A 16,977-nucleotide genomic window follows, 5' to 3' on the forward strand; every position below is an offset into this window, starting at 1 on the left:
TGACCCGATGGGCTACGCCACGCCCCAGTCGGCGAGCACCGCTTCCGTGTCCTCGCCCGGTGTTCGCGGCGGGGTCGGTTCTTCCGTGGACGTCCGTGAGAACCGCGGCGCGGGAGCAGCCTGGACCGCACCGTCGATCCGGGCCAGGGTGCCACGCGCTGCCAGATGGGGGTGTTCCGTCGCTTCCGCGAAGGTCAGGACGGGGGTCACGCAGGCGTCGCGGTCGATGAAGATCGTCGCCCACTCGTCACGCGATCGCGTGACGATCGCCTCTGCGAGTCGGCGGCGCAGTTCGGGCCATCGGGTCGTATCCGACTGCTCGGGCAGGTCCGCCTCGGCGAGACCGAGGCCATCGAGCAGTTCACCGTAGAAGTGCGGCTCGATCGCCCCGACGGCGAGGTGGCGCCCGTCGGCGCAGGTGTAGACGTCGTAGAAGGGCGCACCGCCGTCGAGCAGGTTGCTGGCGGGCTCGTCGGTCCACCGGCCCTGTGCCCGCAAGCTCCAGAACAGCTGGGTCAGCAACGCGGTCCCGTCGACCATCGCCGCGTCGACGACCTGACCCTCGCCCGATCGCTCGCGCTCCCAGAGGGCGCTGAGGATGCCGGTCAGCAGGAGCATCGAGCCTCCGCCGTAGTCGCCGACGAGGTTGAGCGGGACCGTCGGCGCCTGACCGGGGCGGGCGATCGCTGCCAGTGCCCCGGTCAGCGAGATGTAGTTGAGGTCGTGGCCAGCGCGCTGCGCCAACGGCCCATCTTGACCCCATCCTGTCATCCGGGCGTAGATGAGCCGTGGGTTGGCCTCGCGACACTCCGCAGGCCCGAGCCCGAGTCGCTCGGCCACTCCGGGCCGGTACCCCTCTATGAGTACGTCGGCGCGGGTCGCCAGGGAGTGGGCGGTCTCGAGACCGGCTGGATCCTTGAGGTCGGCGAGCACCGACCGCCGGTTGCGGAGCACGAGGTCTGTTCGGCTCGGAGCGCCCAACCGGCCCTCTGACACGGGTCGGTCGACACGGACCACATCCGCCCCGAGGTCACCGAGCACCATCGCGGCGTGCGGGCCAGGCCCTAGGCCCCCGAGTTCGAGGACACGGAGGCCGCAGAGTGGTCCAGGCACGGTTGAACTCCCATCGTATAGTATCAGATATCATACCGACTTCAGTGCCAGGAGCGAGGCCATGGGCGATCCCGTACGTCCGGCGCTGAACGGGGCCGTGCTCACGTTGTGGCTGGACCGGCCACACGTGCGCAACGCGATCGACCTCGCGCTCGCCGAAGGGCTCGAACGCCGACTGGTCGCCGTGCCCACGACGGTGCGGGTAGTGGTCATCCGTGGTGTCGAGGGCAACTTCAGCGTCGGCGGAGACTTCGACGAAGTGGCCCGGCTCCGTGAAGGAGGGCCCGAGGGGCTGCGACCCCTGTTCGCCACCTTCGGACGCGCCCTGTCACTGATAGGCGAACTGGAGGTTCCCGTCATCGCTGCCGTGGAGGGCTACGCCATGGCTGGCGGCTTCGAGCTGCTTCAGGCATGCGACCTGGCACTGGTCCGGGAGGATGCCGTTCTCGCCGACAACCACGCGAACTTCGGCCAGGTACCCGGAGGCGGCGGCTCCCAGCGGCTGCCTCGACTCGTCGGGCTCCCCAGGGCGCTCGGCCACATCCTCACCGGTGAGCGGATCTCGGGGGCGGACGCCGTCGCGTGGGGTTTGGCCTACCGTTCGGCCTCCGCCGAAAGGTTCGAGGACGAGCTAGGGAAGCTCGTCACGACGCTGCTCGCCAAGGACCGTAGGGTGCTCGCTCGTGCCAAGCAGCTCGCCCGGCGAGGACTCGAGCAGCCACTTGCCACCGGGCTGGCCGCGGAGATCGATGCGGTAGTCGAGCATCTTGGCGAGGACGTGGCGGGTCGAGGGATCGAGCAGTTCCACGCTCGCCGGCAAACGTTCTGATATAGCTACTCAGGAGTAGTCGGAACGTGTCGGAGCTCTCATCGACGCAGGCTCGGCGCTGCTCACTCTCGACAACGACGGTGTCGGCCGCCTGCGACTGAACCGCCCCGGGGCCCAACTTCTGCGCGGGGGGGGGGGGACGTTAAGACGTTCGCCGGCAAAGGTGATCAGCTCCCGGATTACCTTCGCGAGGCGACCTCGTGGCTGCAGGTGTCAGCGTCCGCACTGACCCAGCTCGCCGCACCCCGTCATCGCCGCCGTGCACGGGTTCGCCGCCGGTGGAGGCGGCTTCGGGCTCGTGTGCGCATCGGACCTGTCCCGTAGCCGGCGCCTCGGCACGGTTCCTTCCCGGCGGCCACGCAGGTCGGCATGGCCGCGGACGCCGGCGCGACGGTCACGCTCACCCAGCTCGTCGGGCTGCGTCGAGCCATGGAGATCCTGCCCACCAACCCGACCTTGAGCGCCGACGAGGCCATCGAGCTCGGCCTCGTGAACCGGGTCGTCCCCGACGACGAGGTGGTGGATGAGGCGCTGCGCCTCGCCCGCACCTTGGCGTCGGGTGCACCCCGACTCGCCATCTCCGGCGGACTCATGCAGGGCCTCGCGGGCGTCGTCGTCGAGCACGGCGGAAAGGTCTGGCTCGAGACCACTGTGAACGACCTGCACGTGGTGGAGGGGCGGGTGACGAGCGCGACGATCAAACGGGAGGGCGTACGGACGGAGGTGACCGCAGACGTGGTGATCAGCAACGCCGGACCGGTCGCCACCGCCCAGCTCGTTGGCCGCGAGGTCCTGGATGCCGAGTACTTGGAACGCATGGACCGCGACCTGGGGTCGACAGCGAACATCGTGGTGAACCTCGCGAGCCGTGAGCCGTTGATCGATGTCCCCGGCATCCTGATCCTTCGGTATCACCCGGCGGTTGTGCAACATGGGGAACCTCACCGCGACCTGCCCGGAGCTGGCACCGCCAGGCTGGGAACTCGCCGTGGCGTACGGCGTTCCCGTTCCCGCTGCCGGGGACTTCGATGAAGATGCGGAGATCGAGGCGACGTTGCAGGATCTTCGCGACAACATCGACCGCTTCGATGACCGTGCCCGGATCCTGTCGATCCGGGTCATGAGGGGCGACTGGCCGGCTCAGCGGAGCATCGCCGGACTCGACTCCCGCGCGAGACCTCGTTGTCGAACCTGTGGAACGTGGGCGATGGAGTGCGCGAGTACGCCAGAACGGTGGCGTCCAAGCCTGTGCCGAGGGCGCCAAGCTCGTCGTCGATGAGCTCCTCGCTGAGCACGCCACGGCCGTACACGCGGAGCGGTAGGCGACCGCGTTGAGGCCTACCAGCGGGCCGTTCTTGCCAAGGAGGCATCATCTGATAAAGTATCACTCTTACCGATCTACGGAGTCGACTGTGTCCGAGCAACTGGTTGCACCGCCCCCGATTCGGCGCTATGGCGATGAAGGATTCCTTGAGGCTTACGGAGCTGCCTGGGGCTTCCGGGATGTGCTCCCGAAGTTCTTCGCAGTCGACGGCACCTACACCGATAAGGCCTCGGAAGTAGCCGTTCAGGGCCATCGCCTGCTCGACCGGTTCATGAAGGTGTACCTGCAGTTCTCACCCACGTGCACAGTGACCTTCCTCGACTGCTATGACCACGACGGTGGTTTCACTGCGCCCTGGATCTGGGAAGGACGCTCCGACGGGCACCTCGAACTGCACGGGTTCCAATCATCGTGCGATGGGGCGCCCTTCAAGATCGAGGGAGTGTCACTTTGCAGCGTCAACGGCGACGGTGAGATCTCGTCGCACGTCGACTACTGGGATGCGGAGGCACTGCTGCGCACTTGGCGGGAGTAGGGCGTCGTTAGGTGCTTCGTACGCGCTTGTGGCCTCGCGAGGATGGCGGTGTCTGGGACGCCAACTCGGAGGCCACGAGCGCGTATCACGTTGCCGCTCTGCCCTGCCTGCTTCCTAGACGCAAGCGGTTTCCTGCAGATTGAGTCCCGCGGCTGGCCGCGAGTGAGTTCGTGCTTGGGACTGCCCGTGCACATGGGTCCGACCCACGCGTAGGTCGCCAGGGTTTCGGGGTCCCCTCGTCAAGGTGGGTCACGCCGCGGTGGCGATGCTGTGGGACCTGATCCTCGCGGTCGTCGGGATCTTACGCGGCCGGCCGACGTGCGAGCCGGATGCGGGCGCGCAGTTGCGGAACCCCCGAGCAGCTCGGCGGATCAACCGCGCCAGCGTCAAGGCTCTTCGACCGGTTCCCTCGGGAGCTGGGGTCGGCTCCTCGAAGCTCACCGTGCACCTGCTGGGTTCATCGCTACGGAGGTAGCGGCGGTGGGCAGCTGTGATCTGTTGCGTACGCGTGACCGCAGTGCTCGGGGTGGTGAACGAGTTCGTGTTCCTGGCGGAGGGGCAGCGCGATGTCGTCAACGTCTGAATCGTGACCCCGTCTCGTCGGTTGAATGTTGACCCCTTGGTCGTGGTGGGCGGTCACGCTGCGTCGTCGTCGGGTAGGTGGCCGAGGTCTCGGTCCTTGAGGCGGTAGCTGTCGCCCTTGAGGGAGATGACCTCGGCGTGGTGGACGAGCCGGTCGATCATGGCGGCGGCGACGGTGACGTCGCCGAAGACCTCGCCCCAGCGGCCGAACGGCTTGTTGGAGGTCACGATGACCGAGGCGCGTTCGTAGCGGTTGGACACGAGCTGGAAGAACAGGTTGGCGGCTTCGGGTTCGAAGGGGATGTAGCCGACCTCGTCGATGATCAGCAGCGGGGTGCGGCTGAGGCGGCGGAGCTCGTCGCGGATGCGGCCGGTGTCGTGGGCTTCGCGGAGTCGGGTGACCCATTCGACGGCGGTGGCGAACGCGACGCGGTGGCCGGCTTGGCAGGCGCGCACGCCGATCGCGGTGGCCAGGTGGGTCTTGCCGGTGCCGGGCGGGCCGAGGAAGACCACGTTGGACTTCTCGGCGATGAAGTCGAGGCCGGCGAGGTGGTAGATCAGGTCGCGCTTGATGGAGCGTTGGTGGGTGAAGTCGAAGTCCTCGATGGTCTTGACCGCGGGGAAGCGGGCGGTGCGGATGCGGGCGTCGCCGCCGTGGGCTTGGCGGGAGGCGACCTCACGTTCGAGGCAGGCGGCCAGGAACTGTTCGTGGGTCCAGTCCTCGTCGCGGGCTCGGGCAGCCAGCCGGTCGACCGCGGCGGCCATCGCTGGCGCTTCAATGCTCGGCAGGCGTAGGCGATCTCGGCGGTGGTCGACGCGGACGTTGGGGTCTTGGTCTTGGTGGCCATCAGGCGACCCCGAGCGCGCGGTCGTAAGCGGCCAGGTCCCGGACCTCGACCTCGACCTCGGCCGCCGAGGCCGCCTGCTGGTGGTGCTGGTCACGCAGCCGGTTGGCGGCACGCACGTGCGCCGGGTCGGAGATGACCCGATGCTTGGCCAGGCTGCGGCGGTGGCGGGCGACCTCGCGGCCGTCTCGGGCGGTGGCAACGACCCAGTCCAGATCGGCCGACACCTCGATCCAGGTCCCGATCGCGCACGGGTGGATCGAGTAGTCGCAGGTGTCGAACCGCACGTAGTGATCGCGCGGCAACCGCAGCCGGGCATGCCAGGCCACATCCGGCAACACCGGCGGCAGCAGGCCCATCGCGGCGCGGTCCTCGACCGCAGCGTCCACGGGACGGCGGCGGGTGACCCGATGCACCCGCCCGTTGGCGGTCGTACCATCAGGAACCTCCAGGTCAGGTCAACCTAGATCTGAGCCGTGATTCCTGACACGGGACACAGTGAACCCGGCCGCGCCGTGAGACCACGGCACCGACGCCCGCCGGTCGAGGACTCGCGGCAGGCGCCGGCGCGGTGAGGTTCCCTAGTTCTTGAACCCGAGCGCGATCTGAGGGGACTACGCGTTGACGTCGACGACTGTCCGACCGCGCACGGCTCCCGCCAGGACCCGCTCGGCCACCTTGGCTGCCTGGTTGAGGGGAACCGTCGTCGTCATCTGCTCGAGCAGGTCTGCGTCGAGATTCGCGGCTAGGAGATCCCAGGCAGCGCTCCGCTTGCTGGCCCGAGGTTGACCGAGTCGATGCCCGCCAGCGTCACGCTCCGCAGGATGAACGGCGCGACGGATCCGGGGAGGTCCAGTCCCTGTGCCAGGCCGCAGTTGGCAACGACTCCGTCGTACTGAATCTGGCTGAGGACGCTCACCAGCGTGTGGCTGCCAACGCTGTCGACGCCTCCTGCCCAGCGTTCGCTTCCCAGCGGCGAAGCAGCCGGTGCCGAGAGCTCGGCACGCTCGATGATGGTCGAGGCACCCAGCTGGCGCGAGGCGCAGCCTGTGGCGGGGCTCAGAGAAGCGAGTGTGATATAGTATATAACGTCTATGGATAGGGACCGACCGTGAGCACCACGACCGCCCCGGCGGCAGGACTGCTGACCGAAGAACGTGCGGCCTTCACCGAGGCCCTCCGTGATTTCGCGCGCCGCGAGTGCGGGACACCGCAGAAGCTTCAGGAGCTGACCGACGGAGGGGTCGAGAGCCACCACCAAGGCCTGTACGAGCAGCTCGGCGGACTCGGGTACCTCGGCGTCGGTATCGACGAGCGTTTCGGTGGCGGGGGTGGCAGCATCGCCGACACCTGCCTGCTCCTCGAGGAGGTCTTCTACGGCAAGTTGCCGGTGTTCGGCATCACGACGTCGCTCACCGTGGCTGCCGCGCTCGAGCGCCACGCATCCGATGCGTTGAAGGCCGAACTGCTCCCCGGTCTGTGCACCGGTGAGGTGCACGCGCTCGGGTTCTCGGAGCCGGAGGCCGGCTCGGACCTCGCCTCCCTGCGCTGCGCCGCACGGCCGAGCGGCGACGGCTGGGTCGTCGACGGCCAGAAGACCTGGACCTCGAACGCGCAGCACGCCGACCACATCCTGTTGATGGTCCGCACGGACCCGGACGTGGCGAAGCACCGGGGCATCACGATGTTGTCGGTCCCGATGGACACCCCCGGTATCGAGCACCGGCCCATCGACACGATGGGTGGCCGCGAGGTCAACGACGTCTTCTTCACCGACGTCGAGGTCGGCCGTGACCGGCTGGTCGGCACGGAGAACGCCGGGTGGACGCAGCTCGTCGACGGTCTGGCCGCCGAGCGGCTGCTGATCGGCGCGATCTTCCTGGGCCAGGCCCGACGCGCCCTCGACGACGTGGTCACGTTCGTGCGGGAGCGGGAGCAGTTCGGACGGACCGTGGGCTCCTTCCAGGCGATCAGGCATCGGATCGCCGACCTGGCCACCGAGGTCGAATGCTGCCGCCTGCTGGTGCAAGATGCGATCGCCGCGACGGTGGCCGATCCGGACAGCCTGACGGGCCGACGGTCCTCGATGGTCAAGCTCAAGGTCACCGAGACGGCACGTCGGGTCGCGCTGGAAGGGATGCAGATGATGGGCGGCTACGGGTACGCGATCGAGTACGGGATGGAACGCCACGTCCGCAACACCCTCGCGGCGACCATCTACGGCGGGACCAGCGAGGTCCAGCGGGAGATCATCGGCGGGACCTACGGCCTGTGACCGCTGATCACGACGCGCCCGGGGCCGCCGGCCCGCCCACCGTCCTCACCGAGGATCGCGGTGAGGTGCGCGTCCTCAGTCTCAACCGCCCCCACCGACGCAACGCGATCGACCTGCAGCTACGGATCGACCTGGCGCAGGCCGTCGAGGAGGCCGACCGCGACGCTCACGTCCGCGCCGTCGTGCTCACCGGAAACGGCCGGACGTTCTGTGCCGGCGGGGACATCAGCACCATGCACGGCGTCGATGAGCGGGCAGCGCGTGACCGCACCGACGCCGCACAGCGGGTCACACGCGCGCTGACCTGCGCGGCCACACCGGTGGTGGCGGCGGTCGAGGGTACGGCGTTCGGTGCGGGTATGGCCCTCGCGTTGGCGTGCGACCGGGTGATCGCGGCGCGCGATGCACGCTTCGGGACCGCGTTCACCCGCGTCGGGCTCGCCGGGGACATGGGAATCACCTTCACGCTGCCCGCCCGCGTGGGGATCGCACGCGCGCGGCAACTGTTGATGCTGCCCACCGAGCTGACCGGGACCGACGCGCTCGATCTCGGGCTCGTCGACGGTCTGGCCGAACCCGGCGAGGCGCTCACGGCGGCCCTCGCGGACGCGCAGCGGCTCGCCGACGGCCCGCCGTTGGCTTTGGCCACGGTGAAGCGGGCCATGGCCGCCCCGGCCGCCGACATCGAGACCGCCCTCCAGCGCGAAGCCGATGCCCAGGTACGCCTGTTCGCGAGCGAGGACCTCGCCGAAGGAGCGATCGCCTTCGCCGAGCGACGTGCCCCCCGGTTCACGGGCCACTGACGCGGCCCTGCGGCCCGCAGGCCGACACCCACCCCGACGACCCCACGAGATGCTGATCACCGAGAGGAAACAACCGTGACCGAAGCCTTCATCGTCGACGCCATCCGCACGCCCGTCGGTCGGCGGGGTGGGGGGCTGGCGCACGCCCACCCCGCCGACATGGCCGCCGCGGTCCTCGCGGCACTGGTCGACCGGACCGGTATCGACCCCGAAGTGGTCGACGACGTGGTCCTCGGCTGTCTGGACCAGGTCGGCCCCCAGTCCGGCGACATCGCCCGTACCGCGTGGCTGGCCGCCGGACTGCCGGAGTCCGTCCCGGGGACCACGGTGGATCGCCAGTGCGGCTCGTCGCAGCAGGCGCTCCACTTCGCCGCACAGGGGGTGATGTCGGGCACGCAGGACCTCGTCGTGGCAGGTGGTACGCAGAACATGTCGCGCATCCCGATCATGGGCGGGATGGCGGCCGGTGCGATGTTCGAGGACGACACCGACCCGTGGAGCGGCTCCGTCGGGTGGCGAAAGCGGTACGGCGACGAGGAGGTCTCGCAGTTCCGCGGCGCCGAGTTGATGGCGGACCGATGGGACATCGACCGTGACGAGATGGAACGCTTCGCGCTCCAGAGCCACCACCGGGCCATCGCGGCCATCGACGAGGGCCGCTTCGAGCGTGAGATCCTGCCCTTCGAGCAGGTCGTCCACGACGAGGGGCCGCGGCGGGACACGTCGCTTGAACGGCTGCAGGGACTCAAGACGCTGGCTCCCGGGGGCCGCCTGACCGCCGGAGTCGCCAGCCAGATCTCCGACGGGGCCAGCGCGATGCTTGTCGCCTCCGAGGCCGCGGTGGAGCGCTACGGCCTGACGCCACGGGCACGTGTGCACCACCTCGACGTGCGTGGCGCCGACCCGATCGAGGTGCTGTCCGCGCCGATCCCCGCGACGCGTCGCGCTCTGGAGCGGACCGGGATGACCATGGACGACATCGACCTCGTGGAGATCAACGAGGCTTTCGCCCCGGTCGTGCTCGCCTGGGCCAAGGAGCTGTCGGTCGACGAGGCGAAGATCAACGTCAACGGCGGGGCGATCGCCCTCGGTCACCCCCTCGGAGCGACCGGTACCCGGTTGATGACGACGCTCCTGCACGAGCTGGAGCGGACCGGTGGACGGTTCGGGCTGCAAACCATGTGCGAGGGTGGTGGGATGGCCAACGTCACCATCATCGAGCGGCTGGGATGACACCGCCGACGAACGCGGCGAGGAGCGATCTGATGACCGAGCACCTGCTGGACGACGGCCCGGTGCTGCTCAACGTCACCGACGGTGTCGCACAGTTGCGGCTCAACCGTCCCGAGTCGTCCAACGGGATGGACGTGCCGCTGCTGAGGGCACTGCACGAGGCGGTGCTCCGCTGCCACGTCCGCCAGGACGTGCGCGTGGTGGTGCTGTCCGGAGCGGGACGCAACTTCTGTGCCGGCGGGGACGTCAAGACCTTCGCGGCCAAGGGCGAGTCCCTCCCCGGCTACCTACGGGAGGCGACGGCCTGGTTGCAGCTGGCGTCGGCGGCGCTGATGCAGCTGGATGCACCGGTCGTCGTGGCGGTCCAGGGCTATGCCGCCGGGGGCGCAGGCCTGGGGCTGGTGTGCGCGGCGGACCTCGTGGTCGCCGAGGAGTCGGCACGCCTGATGTCGGGCGCGGTCCGGGTGGGCATGGCGCCCGATGCGGGGACGACCGTGACGCTGGGTCGCATCGTGGGGCAGCGCCGAGCGATGGAGATCCTCCTGACCAACCCGACGCTCACCGCCGCGGAGGCGGCGGAGCTCGGGTTGGTCACCCGCGTCGTGCCCGATGGCGAGCTCGAGTCCCACGTCGCGGAGCTCGCCAGCCAGTTGGCCGCTGCGGCGCCGCTGGCGCTGGCCGCGACCAAACGGCTCGTGCTGGCGGGGGCGTCCGCGAGCGTGCACCAGCAGCTGCCCGAGGAAGCCCGAATCGTCGCCGAGTTGTCCGGTACGCACGACGCCCGTGAGGGGCTGGCTGCGGTGCTCGAGCGTCGGACCCCACGTTTCGAGGGCCGGTGACCTTGCGCCCCCGGCCGGGACGTCAGCCCGGCGCGCCGGCGCGAGCGAGCGTCCGACGAGCGCGTGCGACGACGGGGGCGTCGACCATCTCACCATCGACCAGGAGGACACCGGTGTCGTGGGTTTCGAGCGCCTGCTCGACACGGCGCGCCCAGGCGAGGTCATCATCCGACGGCAAGAACGCCTCACGGATCGGATCGACCTGCCGGGGGTGGATGACCAGCTTCCCGACGTAGCCCATCTCGGTCGCGCCACGGGCCTCCCGGCGCAGGCCCTCCTCATCGTTCACGTCGGTGCGGACGGTGTCGATGGCGGGGATGTCAGCTGCAGCGGCCGCGAACCGGACCGCCATGCGGGCGTGATGTCCGCTGACGTGGAGGTCGCCGGTGCTGGCGTCGAGCGGTGGGGCGCCGAGGTCGGCTGCGAGGTCCTGTCCGCCCCAGGCGATGGCGACGCAGGGGGCGGAGGCCGCGACCTGGTGGGCCGTGGTGATCCCGCGGGCGGTCTCACACAGCGCGACCACCGTCAGGTGCCCGAACACCGCGGGGTCGATCACACCGGCCGCCTTGGGCAGCATGACGGTCGGCAGGTCGGTGTCGCGGAGCGTGGCGAGGTCGTCGAGGCCCCACCGCGACTCCAGCGGGTTGATGCGTACGACCACCCGCGCCGGGTCCAGGTCGCCGGCGCCAAGCGCTGCCACGACCGATCCGCGGGCGCTGGCCTTCGCATCGTGGGCCACCGCGTCCTCAAGGTCGAGAATCACGACATCGGCTGCCGCAGCGGCCTTCGCGTATCGGTCGGGACGGTCGCCGGGGCAGAAGAGCCAGGCGGGACCGGGCGGCGGGCCGTCAGTCCTCGGCATCCCAGAACCCTGCGGATTCGAGGAACGCGACCGCGTGGTCGGCGCCCCTGCGGAGGTGGTCCGACATGGCCCTGCCCGCGCGGTCGGCGTTACGGGCCTTCAGCGCCCGCAGGATCCGCCGGTGGTCCTTGTGCGCGGTGTCCGACCACGAGGTGTGGAACTCGTAGAAGTGGGAGGGCAGGCTCTTGCTCAGCAGCCCCAGCACCGAGGTGAGTCGCCGGGACCGGCCGGCGATGTTGATGACCCGGTGGAACTCGTGGTTCAACTCCTCCTGCCGGACGGGGTCGTCGGTCGACTCCATCTCGTCGAGAGTCTGGGCCAGGCGCTTCAACTCGTCGTCGGTCAACGCGGTCGCGGCGCGCTCCGCCGCCAGGCCCGCTACCGTTCCGAAGATCTGGTAGTGGTCGCGGATGTCCTCGCGGGTCAACTCGGCGACGAACGAGCCGCGCCGGGCGATGGAGTGGATCAGCCCTTCGCTGTCCAGCGAGATCAGCGCCTCACGGACCGGCAGCTTGCTCATCCCCAGCTCGGCGGCGAGCGTCTCCTGGTCGACCTTCGAGCCGGGCTTGAGATCCCCGGAGAATATGCGTTGGCGGATCTCGGCCGCCGCCAGATCCTTGAGGCTCGCCATCGGTGACGGCGAGCTGCGGTAGCTGCGGCCGAGCGAGGCGCTCTTGGCCATACTGGACGCCTTCCTGTCTCCGGTTCCGACGCAGCCTACCGAGGCCGTCACCCGTGCCCGCCTGTCCGGATCACCTCACGTAGCGCACCACCGACTCCGCGACGCAGGCCGGTTTGTCCTGTCCTTCGACCTCCATGGCGACGGTCACCACGCTCTGGAGCGCGCTCTCGAGTTCGCTGACCCGAGCGAGCTGGCCTGTGGCGCGTAGGCGTGCGCCCGACGGGACCGCCGTCGGAAAGCGCACCTTGTCGAAGCCGTAATTGATGGCCATCCGAGGCCCGGTCACCTCGAACAGTTCGTGGAGGAACCAGGGGAGGAGCGACAGGGTGAGAAGCCCGTGCGCGATCGTACCGCCGAACGGGCCGTCCTTGGCGCGTTCCGGGTCGACGTGGATCCACTGGTGGTCGCCGGTGGCGTCCGCGAAGGCGTCGATCGTGGCTTGGTCGACGCTGAGCCAGGCGGTGGGACCGAAATCGGTCCCCTCCAGCGCGGCCAGTTCGTCGAGCGGGATCTGTCGGGTCATGAGGTCCTCAGCAACGTTCGATGATGGTGGCGTTCGCGAGGCCCCCGGCTTCGCACATGGTCTGGAGCCCGTAGCGGCCGCCGGTGTGCTCCAGGTGGGCGACCAACGTGCCGAGCAGTCGGGTCCCCGAGGAGCCGAGCGGGTGACCGAGTGCGATGGCACCCCCCCACGGGTTGACCCGGTCGAGGTCCACGTGAAGCTCCTTGGCCCATGCCAGGGGCACCGACGCGAAGGCCTCGTTGACCTCGAACGCGTCGATGTCGTCGACCGTGAGTCCCGCGCGATCGAGCACCTTGCGGGTCGCCGGGATCGGGGCAGTCAGCATCAACAGGGGGTCGTCGCCGACCACGGAGGACGCGTGGAACCGGGCGCGGGGTTCGAGACCGAGCTGTTCGGCGCGCTCGCGGCTGGCGATCAGCACGGCCGAGGCGCCGTCGGTCAGGGGTGAGGAGTTGCCGGGGGTGACGTGCCACCCGATCTCGGGGAACCGTGCCGCGTGCTCGTCGCTGTGGAACGCGGGACGCAGGCTGGCCAGGGATGCCCGATTGGTCCCGGCCCGGATGGTCTCGTCGGTGGTGTGCGGCGCCGACGCACCAGGGACGTGGATCGGGACGAGCTGGCCGTCGAACCACCCGCGGTCGGCGGCGGCCGCGGCTCGCTGGTGCGAGGCGGCCGCGAAGGTGTCCAGGTCGCCGCGGTCCAGGCCCCACCGTGCGGCTACGAGCTCGGCGGAGACGCCCTGCCGGACCAGCCCCTCGGGGTAACGCGCTCGGACGGTGGGACCGAAGTTGTCGCGCCCCGCGGGTGCACTGCCCAGGGGCACGGCGCTCATGGACTCGACGCCGCAGGCGATGACGAGGTCGTAAGCGCCGGCAGCGACGCCCTGCGCCGCGAACACGGCGGCCTGCTGACTGGATCCGCACTGTCGGTTGATGGTCGTGCCGGGGACCGACTCGGGGAAGCCGGCAGCGAGCGCGGCAGTGTGCGCGATGTTGCCGGCCTGTTCGCCGGACTGCTGCACGCAGCCGGCGAGGACGTCGTCGATGGTCCTGGGATCGAGGGACTGACGCTCGACCAGCTGCCGTAGGGTCTGGGCCAGCAGGTCGACGGGGTGGAGCGCCGCGAGCGCGCCGTTGGGCTTCCCCTTGGCTACCGCGGTGCGTACCACGTCGATGATCACGGCGTCGCTCATCTGGGCCCGTTCGTGAAGCGATGGGCGGATATCATATCGTATACCAACGGAGAAGATGGGGTGCTCGATGGAACTGGGACTGAAGGGCGCGCGGGTGGTGGTCACCGGTGGCGCCTCCAACATCGGGCGCGGCATTGCGCACGGATTCGCCGAGGAGGGGTGCCGGGTCGCCGTCGTGGACCTCGATGGTGACCAGGCCGCGCGGGTCGGCCGCGAGGTTCTTGACCTCGGCGCACAAGGGTCGCTCGAGGTCGTCGAGGATCTCGCGGCCGAGGGTGGCGGTCGACGCGCGATCGAGCGTGTCCTCGATGAGTGGGACGGTGTCGATGTGTTGGTCAACAACGCGGGCATTAGCGTGCCGGGCTTCCTGACCGAAACGACCGACCGCCAGATGTGGGAACGTACGATGGCGGTCAACCTGTTCGCGGGCATCGAGTGCACCCAAGCGGTCCTCGGCCCGATGGGCGACGCCGGTGAGGGGGCGATCGTTCACATCTCGAGCGACGCTGCGTTCGGTGTCATCCGGCAAGGGGTCTACGGATCGTCCAAGGCGGCGCAGATCGCGTTGGCTCGGACCATCGCCCGTGAGCACGGCCGCAACGGCGTCCGCTCGAACATCGTGGCGCCTGGGCTCGTACTCCCGGAGGGATCGGATGCCGTCGGCGCGACCAGCCTGTGGTCTGCGGGTTCCGGTTGGAGCGAGGATCAGATCGCGTCGGTCGTCGATCGGCAGCCGCTGCGTCGTCGCACCACGGCTCGAGATGTGGCTCGGGCGGTGGTCTGGGTGGCCTCGCCCGTCGCGGCACGTCAGGTGACCGGTCAGGTGATCGCGGTCGGCGGGGGCTCCTCGATGCCGTGACAAGCACGCGTGCGAGGGCACGTACTCGGCCGGAGGAGCCGGACGACAGGGAGATACGTTGTCTGATATAGTATATTGCGTGCTCTCACAGGTCGATCGTCACCTGCCCACCACAACACACCCGAATCCCGCGTCCGAGGAAGAGCCGTGACCGACACGACGACCGCCCACGACTACGACGCACTGGTCATCGGCGCCGGTGCGGGCGGCCTGTGCGCCGCTGCGCTGCTCAGCCACCACGGGTACCGCACGCTGGTGGTCGAAGCCCACGACCGGCCCGGGGGGCGTGCCGGCTCAGTCGAGGAGGACGGGTGCGTGGTCAACACCGGAGCGATCGCCATCGAATACGGCGGAATCCTCGAGGAGGTGTTCCGCACCGTCGGCGCACCGTTCGACATCCGCGTCCCGGACCCGGCGACGATGTTCCGCATCAAGGGGAAGGATGTCGATATCAGTCGTGGCGGGTGGGGGAAGCTGGTCAACGGCGTCACCAAGAAGGGTGCCTCCCTGCTCGACGGGCTCGGCCAGGCGCGCCGCGGCGAGTATCCCGAGGAGGAGATGACCACGGAGCAGTGGTTGCTCCGCTACACCAAGAACGACACCATGCATGCGATCTTCCGCAACCTCTGTGCCGCGATCTTCGCCGTCAACGCCGACGAGTTGCCCGCCAAGGCGTTCCTGACGTACTTCATCGAGAAGGGGGCGTTCAAGGCCTACGGGTTCTCGCCGACCGGTACCGGTGGCCTGATGCAGGGTCTGGCCGACGCGGTCGTCGCCCGAGGGGGCGACGTCTGGTATTCGAGCTCGGTAACGGCGATCAAGGTCACCGACGGACGCGTCGTCGCCGCCGATGTGGAGCGGGGAGGGCGGCTCGAGAGGATCGAGCCACGGTTCGTGGTCTCCAACGTGGGTCCGAGCGCGACGGCCGCGCTGGTCGGTCGTGAGCACCTCGACGCGGACTACCTCGACCAGCTCGACCGTGACCTGCGGCCGACGGCGAACATCGTGGTCAACATCGCGTCGAGCGAACCACTGATGGACGTCCCTGGGATCCTCACGTTCGGCCTCACCCGGCGTCTGTGCAACATGGGGAACCTGACCGCGACGTGCCCCGAACTCGCCCCCGACGGCCGACACCTCTACGTCGCCTACGGCGTGCCGCGACCCGCCGTCGGAGACTTCGAGGAGCAGGCCGAGATCGCTGCGACCTTGGCCGACCTGCACGACGAGTTCGAGAACTTCGACGAGGACGAGGTGCTGTCCATCCGTGTGATGAAGGGCGAGTGGCCGGCGCAGCGCAGCGTCGCAGGCTTCGACCTCCCGCGCGAGACCACGCTCCCGAACCTCTGGAACGTCGGCGACGGGGTGCGCACCTACGCAAACGGCGGTGTCCAGGCCTGTGCCGAGACCGGAAAGCTCGTCGTCGACGCCATCCTCGCACTCGACGCTCGCAGTCCTGCGATCACCTGAAGGCGGTCGTAGGTCGCGGTGCCTTCGAGCGGCGGGCCACCAGCCGGGCGCGGCATGGTCCCTCAGCCCCACCGGCCGAGGCGACCGTCCCGTTCCGACCGCTCGACGTCAGCCTCCTGCGGGCGTCGAGCCTTGGCTCGGTCTCGGCCAGCGGGCGGTGTCGGTGAGCTGGCGCAGTCGACGGATCCGTCCACGGTGGAACTCGAACAGGTGGGTGAACGAGGCCTCGACGCTCGCCTGGTCGCTGCGTCTGGTGCCTCGGTAGGTCCCTCGAACGAGCAGCCCGCCGTCAGCGGTGGGGATCCACTCGTCCGGTTCGGGGGCGACGGAGAACGCCCGACCGATGGCCCACCACGCGTCCCTGGCGCGAACCGGACCGACGTGCCTCCCGCTCCCGGCCGGCATCCCCTCGGTCAGGTGGACCACCGCGTCCTCGCTCAACAGTGACTCGACCGCCTGGGCGTCACCAGCTCCGAGGGCCGCGTAGAGTCGTTCGACGGTGGCGCGCGCCGCGTCGGCTCGGCTCGCGGCATCGAGACCGCAGTTCGTGAGGAACGCGCGGGTGTCGTAGACGTCGATGTGGGAACGCACGCGCCCGTCCGTGGTCGTCTCACCGAACGCGATACCGGGGACCGTGAAGTGGCGCCCGGTGGGTTCCAACAGGTCGTCATCCAGCCGCAGCGGACCGACCGCAGTGCCGGACCAGTTCCACGTCGCTGACCAGCGCTCGCCGTCGGCGCACACGTTGTCGAACTCGATGACCGAGTCCGGCGCGAAGGCCAGCATGTGGTGGAAGAAGCACGCGATCTCTGCGTGGCCCTGCCACGTCGTGCCCATGCCGGTGTCCTCGTAGCGGCCCGACACGTCGACGTGCAGGAGGAGCTCATCCGGGTGGTCGGCGCTCCACGCACGACCGTAGGACGCAGCGAACTCCGAATCGTGGATGGCAGGTACTCCCGTCATCGGCGACACCCCTGGATCGGTTGCGTATAGTATATCCTTTATTTGGAG

General features: G+C 69.3%; 15 protein-coding genes and 2 pseudogenes. 9 read left to right on the top strand and 8 right to left on the bottom strand.

Annotated elements, in window-relative coordinates; all coding sequences use genetic code 11:
* Positions 1 to 12: 12 nt before the first annotated feature.
* Positions 13 to 1,113, bottom strand: coding sequence for a CaiB/BaiF CoA transferase family protein (locus NITAL_RS08525; RefSeq protein ID WP_052665760.1), 1,101 nt, complete (start codon positions 1,111 to 1,113; stop codon positions 13 to 15).
* 61 nt (positions 1,114 to 1,174) lie between these two features.
* Here NITAL_RS08525 and NITAL_RS08530 point away from each other — a divergent pair, with 61 nt between their 5' ends.
* From NITAL_RS08530 to NITAL_RS08540, 3 genes and pseudogenes are all read left to right on the top strand, one after another.
* Entirely contained in the window at positions 1,175 to 1,942 is a 768-nt protein-coding gene (locus NITAL_RS08530; protein WP_052665761.1) for an enoyl-CoA hydratase/isomerase family protein, read from the top strand.
* A gap of 40 nt (positions 1,943 to 1,982) precedes the next feature.
* A pseudogene (locus NITAL_RS29540) lies at positions 1,983 to 2,500 on the top strand (enoyl-CoA hydratase/isomerase family protein); the annotation flags it as partial.
* Between the two features lie 854 nt (positions 2,501 to 3,354).
* Positions 3,355 to 3,801 (top strand): nuclear transport factor 2-like protein, encoded by a 447-nt coding sequence (locus NITAL_RS08540; RefSeq protein WP_157041719.1) that lies wholly within the window; start codon positions 3,355 to 3,357, stop codon positions 3,799 to 3,801.
* Positions 3,802 to 4,437: 636 nt separating this feature from the next.
* Here NITAL_RS08540 and istB read toward each other — a convergent pair.
* Positions 4,438 to 5,231 (bottom strand): annotated as a pseudogene (gene istB / locus NITAL_RS08545) (IS21-like element helper ATPase IstB).
* A complete protein-coding gene (locus NITAL_RS08550; RefSeq protein WP_169786786.1) occupies positions 5,231 to 5,617 on the bottom strand; it encodes a Mu transposase domain-containing protein in 387 nt (128 codons plus the stop codon). The pseudogene istB and the gene NITAL_RS08550 overlap by 1 nt, the downstream one beginning before the upstream one ends.
* 722 nt (positions 5,618 to 6,339) lie before the next feature.
* Here NITAL_RS08550 and NITAL_RS08555 point away from each other — a divergent pair.
* From NITAL_RS08555 to NITAL_RS08570, 4 genes are all read left to right on the top strand, one after another.
* A complete protein-coding gene (locus tag NITAL_RS08555) occupies positions 6,340 to 7,503 on the top strand; it encodes an acyl-CoA dehydrogenase family protein (protein WP_052665769.1) in 1,164 nt (387 codons plus the stop codon).
* Positions 7,500 to 8,306, top strand: a complete 807-nt coding sequence (locus NITAL_RS08560) for an enoyl-CoA hydratase/isomerase family protein (RefSeq protein WP_052665771.1) — start codon at positions 7,500 to 7,502, stop codon at positions 8,304 to 8,306. Before NITAL_RS08555 ends, NITAL_RS08560 begins: the two co-directional genes overlap by 4 nt.
* 75 nt (positions 8,307 to 8,381) lie before the next feature.
* The gene (locus NITAL_RS08565; RefSeq protein WP_052665773.1) at positions 8,382 to 9,539 is read left to right on the top strand and encodes an acetyl-CoA C-acetyltransferase; all 1,158 of its coding nucleotides are present in this window, start codon (positions 8,382 to 8,384) and stop codon (positions 9,537 to 9,539) included.
* Between the two features lie 32 nt (positions 9,540 to 9,571).
* Complete coding sequence (locus NITAL_RS08570) at positions 9,572 to 10,378, top strand: enoyl-CoA hydratase/isomerase family protein (RefSeq protein ID WP_052665774.1); 807 nt, start codon at positions 9,572 to 9,574, stop codon at positions 10,376 to 10,378.
* Between the two features lie 22 nt (positions 10,379 to 10,400).
* Here the strand turns inward: NITAL_RS08570 and NITAL_RS08575 are convergent, their stop codons facing one another.
* From NITAL_RS08575 to NITAL_RS08590, 4 genes are all read right to left on the bottom strand, one after another.
* Entirely contained in the window at positions 10,401 to 11,240 is an 840-nt protein-coding gene (locus tag NITAL_RS08575) for an HpcH/HpaI aldolase/citrate lyase family protein (RefSeq protein WP_052665776.1), read from the bottom strand.
* Complete coding sequence (locus NITAL_RS08580; RefSeq protein ID WP_052665778.1) at positions 11,227 to 11,922, bottom strand: GntR family transcriptional regulator; 696 nt, start codon at positions 11,920 to 11,922, stop codon at positions 11,227 to 11,229. Before NITAL_RS08580 ends, NITAL_RS08575 begins: the two co-directional genes overlap by 14 nt.
* A gap of 70 nt (positions 11,923 to 11,992) precedes the next feature.
* Positions 11,993 to 12,445 (bottom strand): MaoC family dehydratase, encoded by a 453-nt coding sequence (locus tag NITAL_RS08585; RefSeq protein WP_052665780.1) that lies wholly within the window; start codon positions 12,443 to 12,445, stop codon positions 11,993 to 11,995.
* A 7-nt stretch (positions 12,446 to 12,452) separates the two neighbouring features.
* Positions 12,453 to 13,637: a thiolase family protein gene (locus tag NITAL_RS08590; RefSeq protein WP_052665782.1), complete on the bottom strand. Its 1,185-nt coding sequence runs from the start codon at positions 13,635 to 13,637 to the stop codon at positions 12,453 to 12,455.
* Between the two features lie 67 nt (positions 13,638 to 13,704).
* Between NITAL_RS08590 and NITAL_RS08595 the strand changes: the two genes are divergently transcribed.
* Complete coding sequence (locus tag NITAL_RS08595) at positions 13,705 to 14,496, top strand: SDR family NAD(P)-dependent oxidoreductase (protein ID WP_052665783.1); 792 nt, start codon at positions 13,705 to 13,707, stop codon at positions 14,494 to 14,496.
* Between the two features lie 147 nt (positions 14,497 to 14,643).
* Entirely contained in the window at positions 14,644 to 15,966 is a 1,323-nt protein-coding gene (locus NITAL_RS08600) for a phytoene desaturase family protein (protein ID WP_052665785.1), read from the top strand.
* A 108-nt stretch (positions 15,967 to 16,074) separates the two neighbouring features.
* On the opposite strand, the gene NITAL_RS08605 is transcribed toward NITAL_RS08600, so the two are convergent.
* Positions 16,075 to 16,929: a nuclear transport factor 2 family protein gene (locus NITAL_RS08605; protein ID WP_169786787.1), complete on the bottom strand. Its 855-nt coding sequence runs from the start codon at positions 16,927 to 16,929 to the stop codon at positions 16,075 to 16,077.
* Positions 16,930 to 16,977: the final 48 nt, after the last annotated feature.

It is taken from the genome of Nitriliruptor alkaliphilus DSM 45188, assembly GCF_000969705.1.
In the GTDB taxonomy this organism is placed as follows: domain Bacteria; phylum Actinomycetota; class Nitriliruptoria; order Nitriliruptorales; family Nitriliruptoraceae; genus Nitriliruptor; species Nitriliruptor alkaliphilus.

Coding starts and splice junctions, on each gene's coding strand:
- NITAL_RS08605 (WP_169786787.1), bottom strand. CDS start 16,929: ATGACGGGAGTACCTGCCATCCACGATTCGGAGTTCGCTGCGTCCTAC.
- NITAL_RS08585 (WP_052665780.1), bottom strand. CDS start 12,445: ATGACCCGACAGATCCCGCTCGACGAACTGGCCGCGCTGGAGGGGACC.
- NITAL_RS08595 (WP_052665783.1), top strand. CDS start 13,705: ATGGAACTGGGACTGAAGGGCGCGCGGGTGGTGGTCACCGGTGGCGCC.
- NITAL_RS08575 (WP_052665776.1), bottom strand. CDS start 11,240: ATGCCGAGGACTGACGGCCCGCCGCCCGGTCCCGCCTGGCTCTTCTGC.
- NITAL_RS08580 (WP_052665778.1), bottom strand. CDS start 11,922: ATGGCCAAGAGCGCCTCGCTCGGCCGCAGCTACCGCAGCTCGCCGTCA.
- NITAL_RS08590 (WP_052665782.1), bottom strand. CDS start 13,637: ATGAGCGACGCCGTGATCATCGACGTGGTACGCACCGCGGTAGCCAAG.
- NITAL_RS08530 (WP_052665761.1), top strand. CDS start 1,175: ATGGGCGATCCCGTACGTCCGGCGCTGAACGGGGCCGTGCTCACGTTG.
- NITAL_RS08570 (WP_052665774.1), top strand. CDS start 9,572: ATGACCGAGCACCTGCTGGACGACGGCCCGGTGCTGCTCAACGTCACC.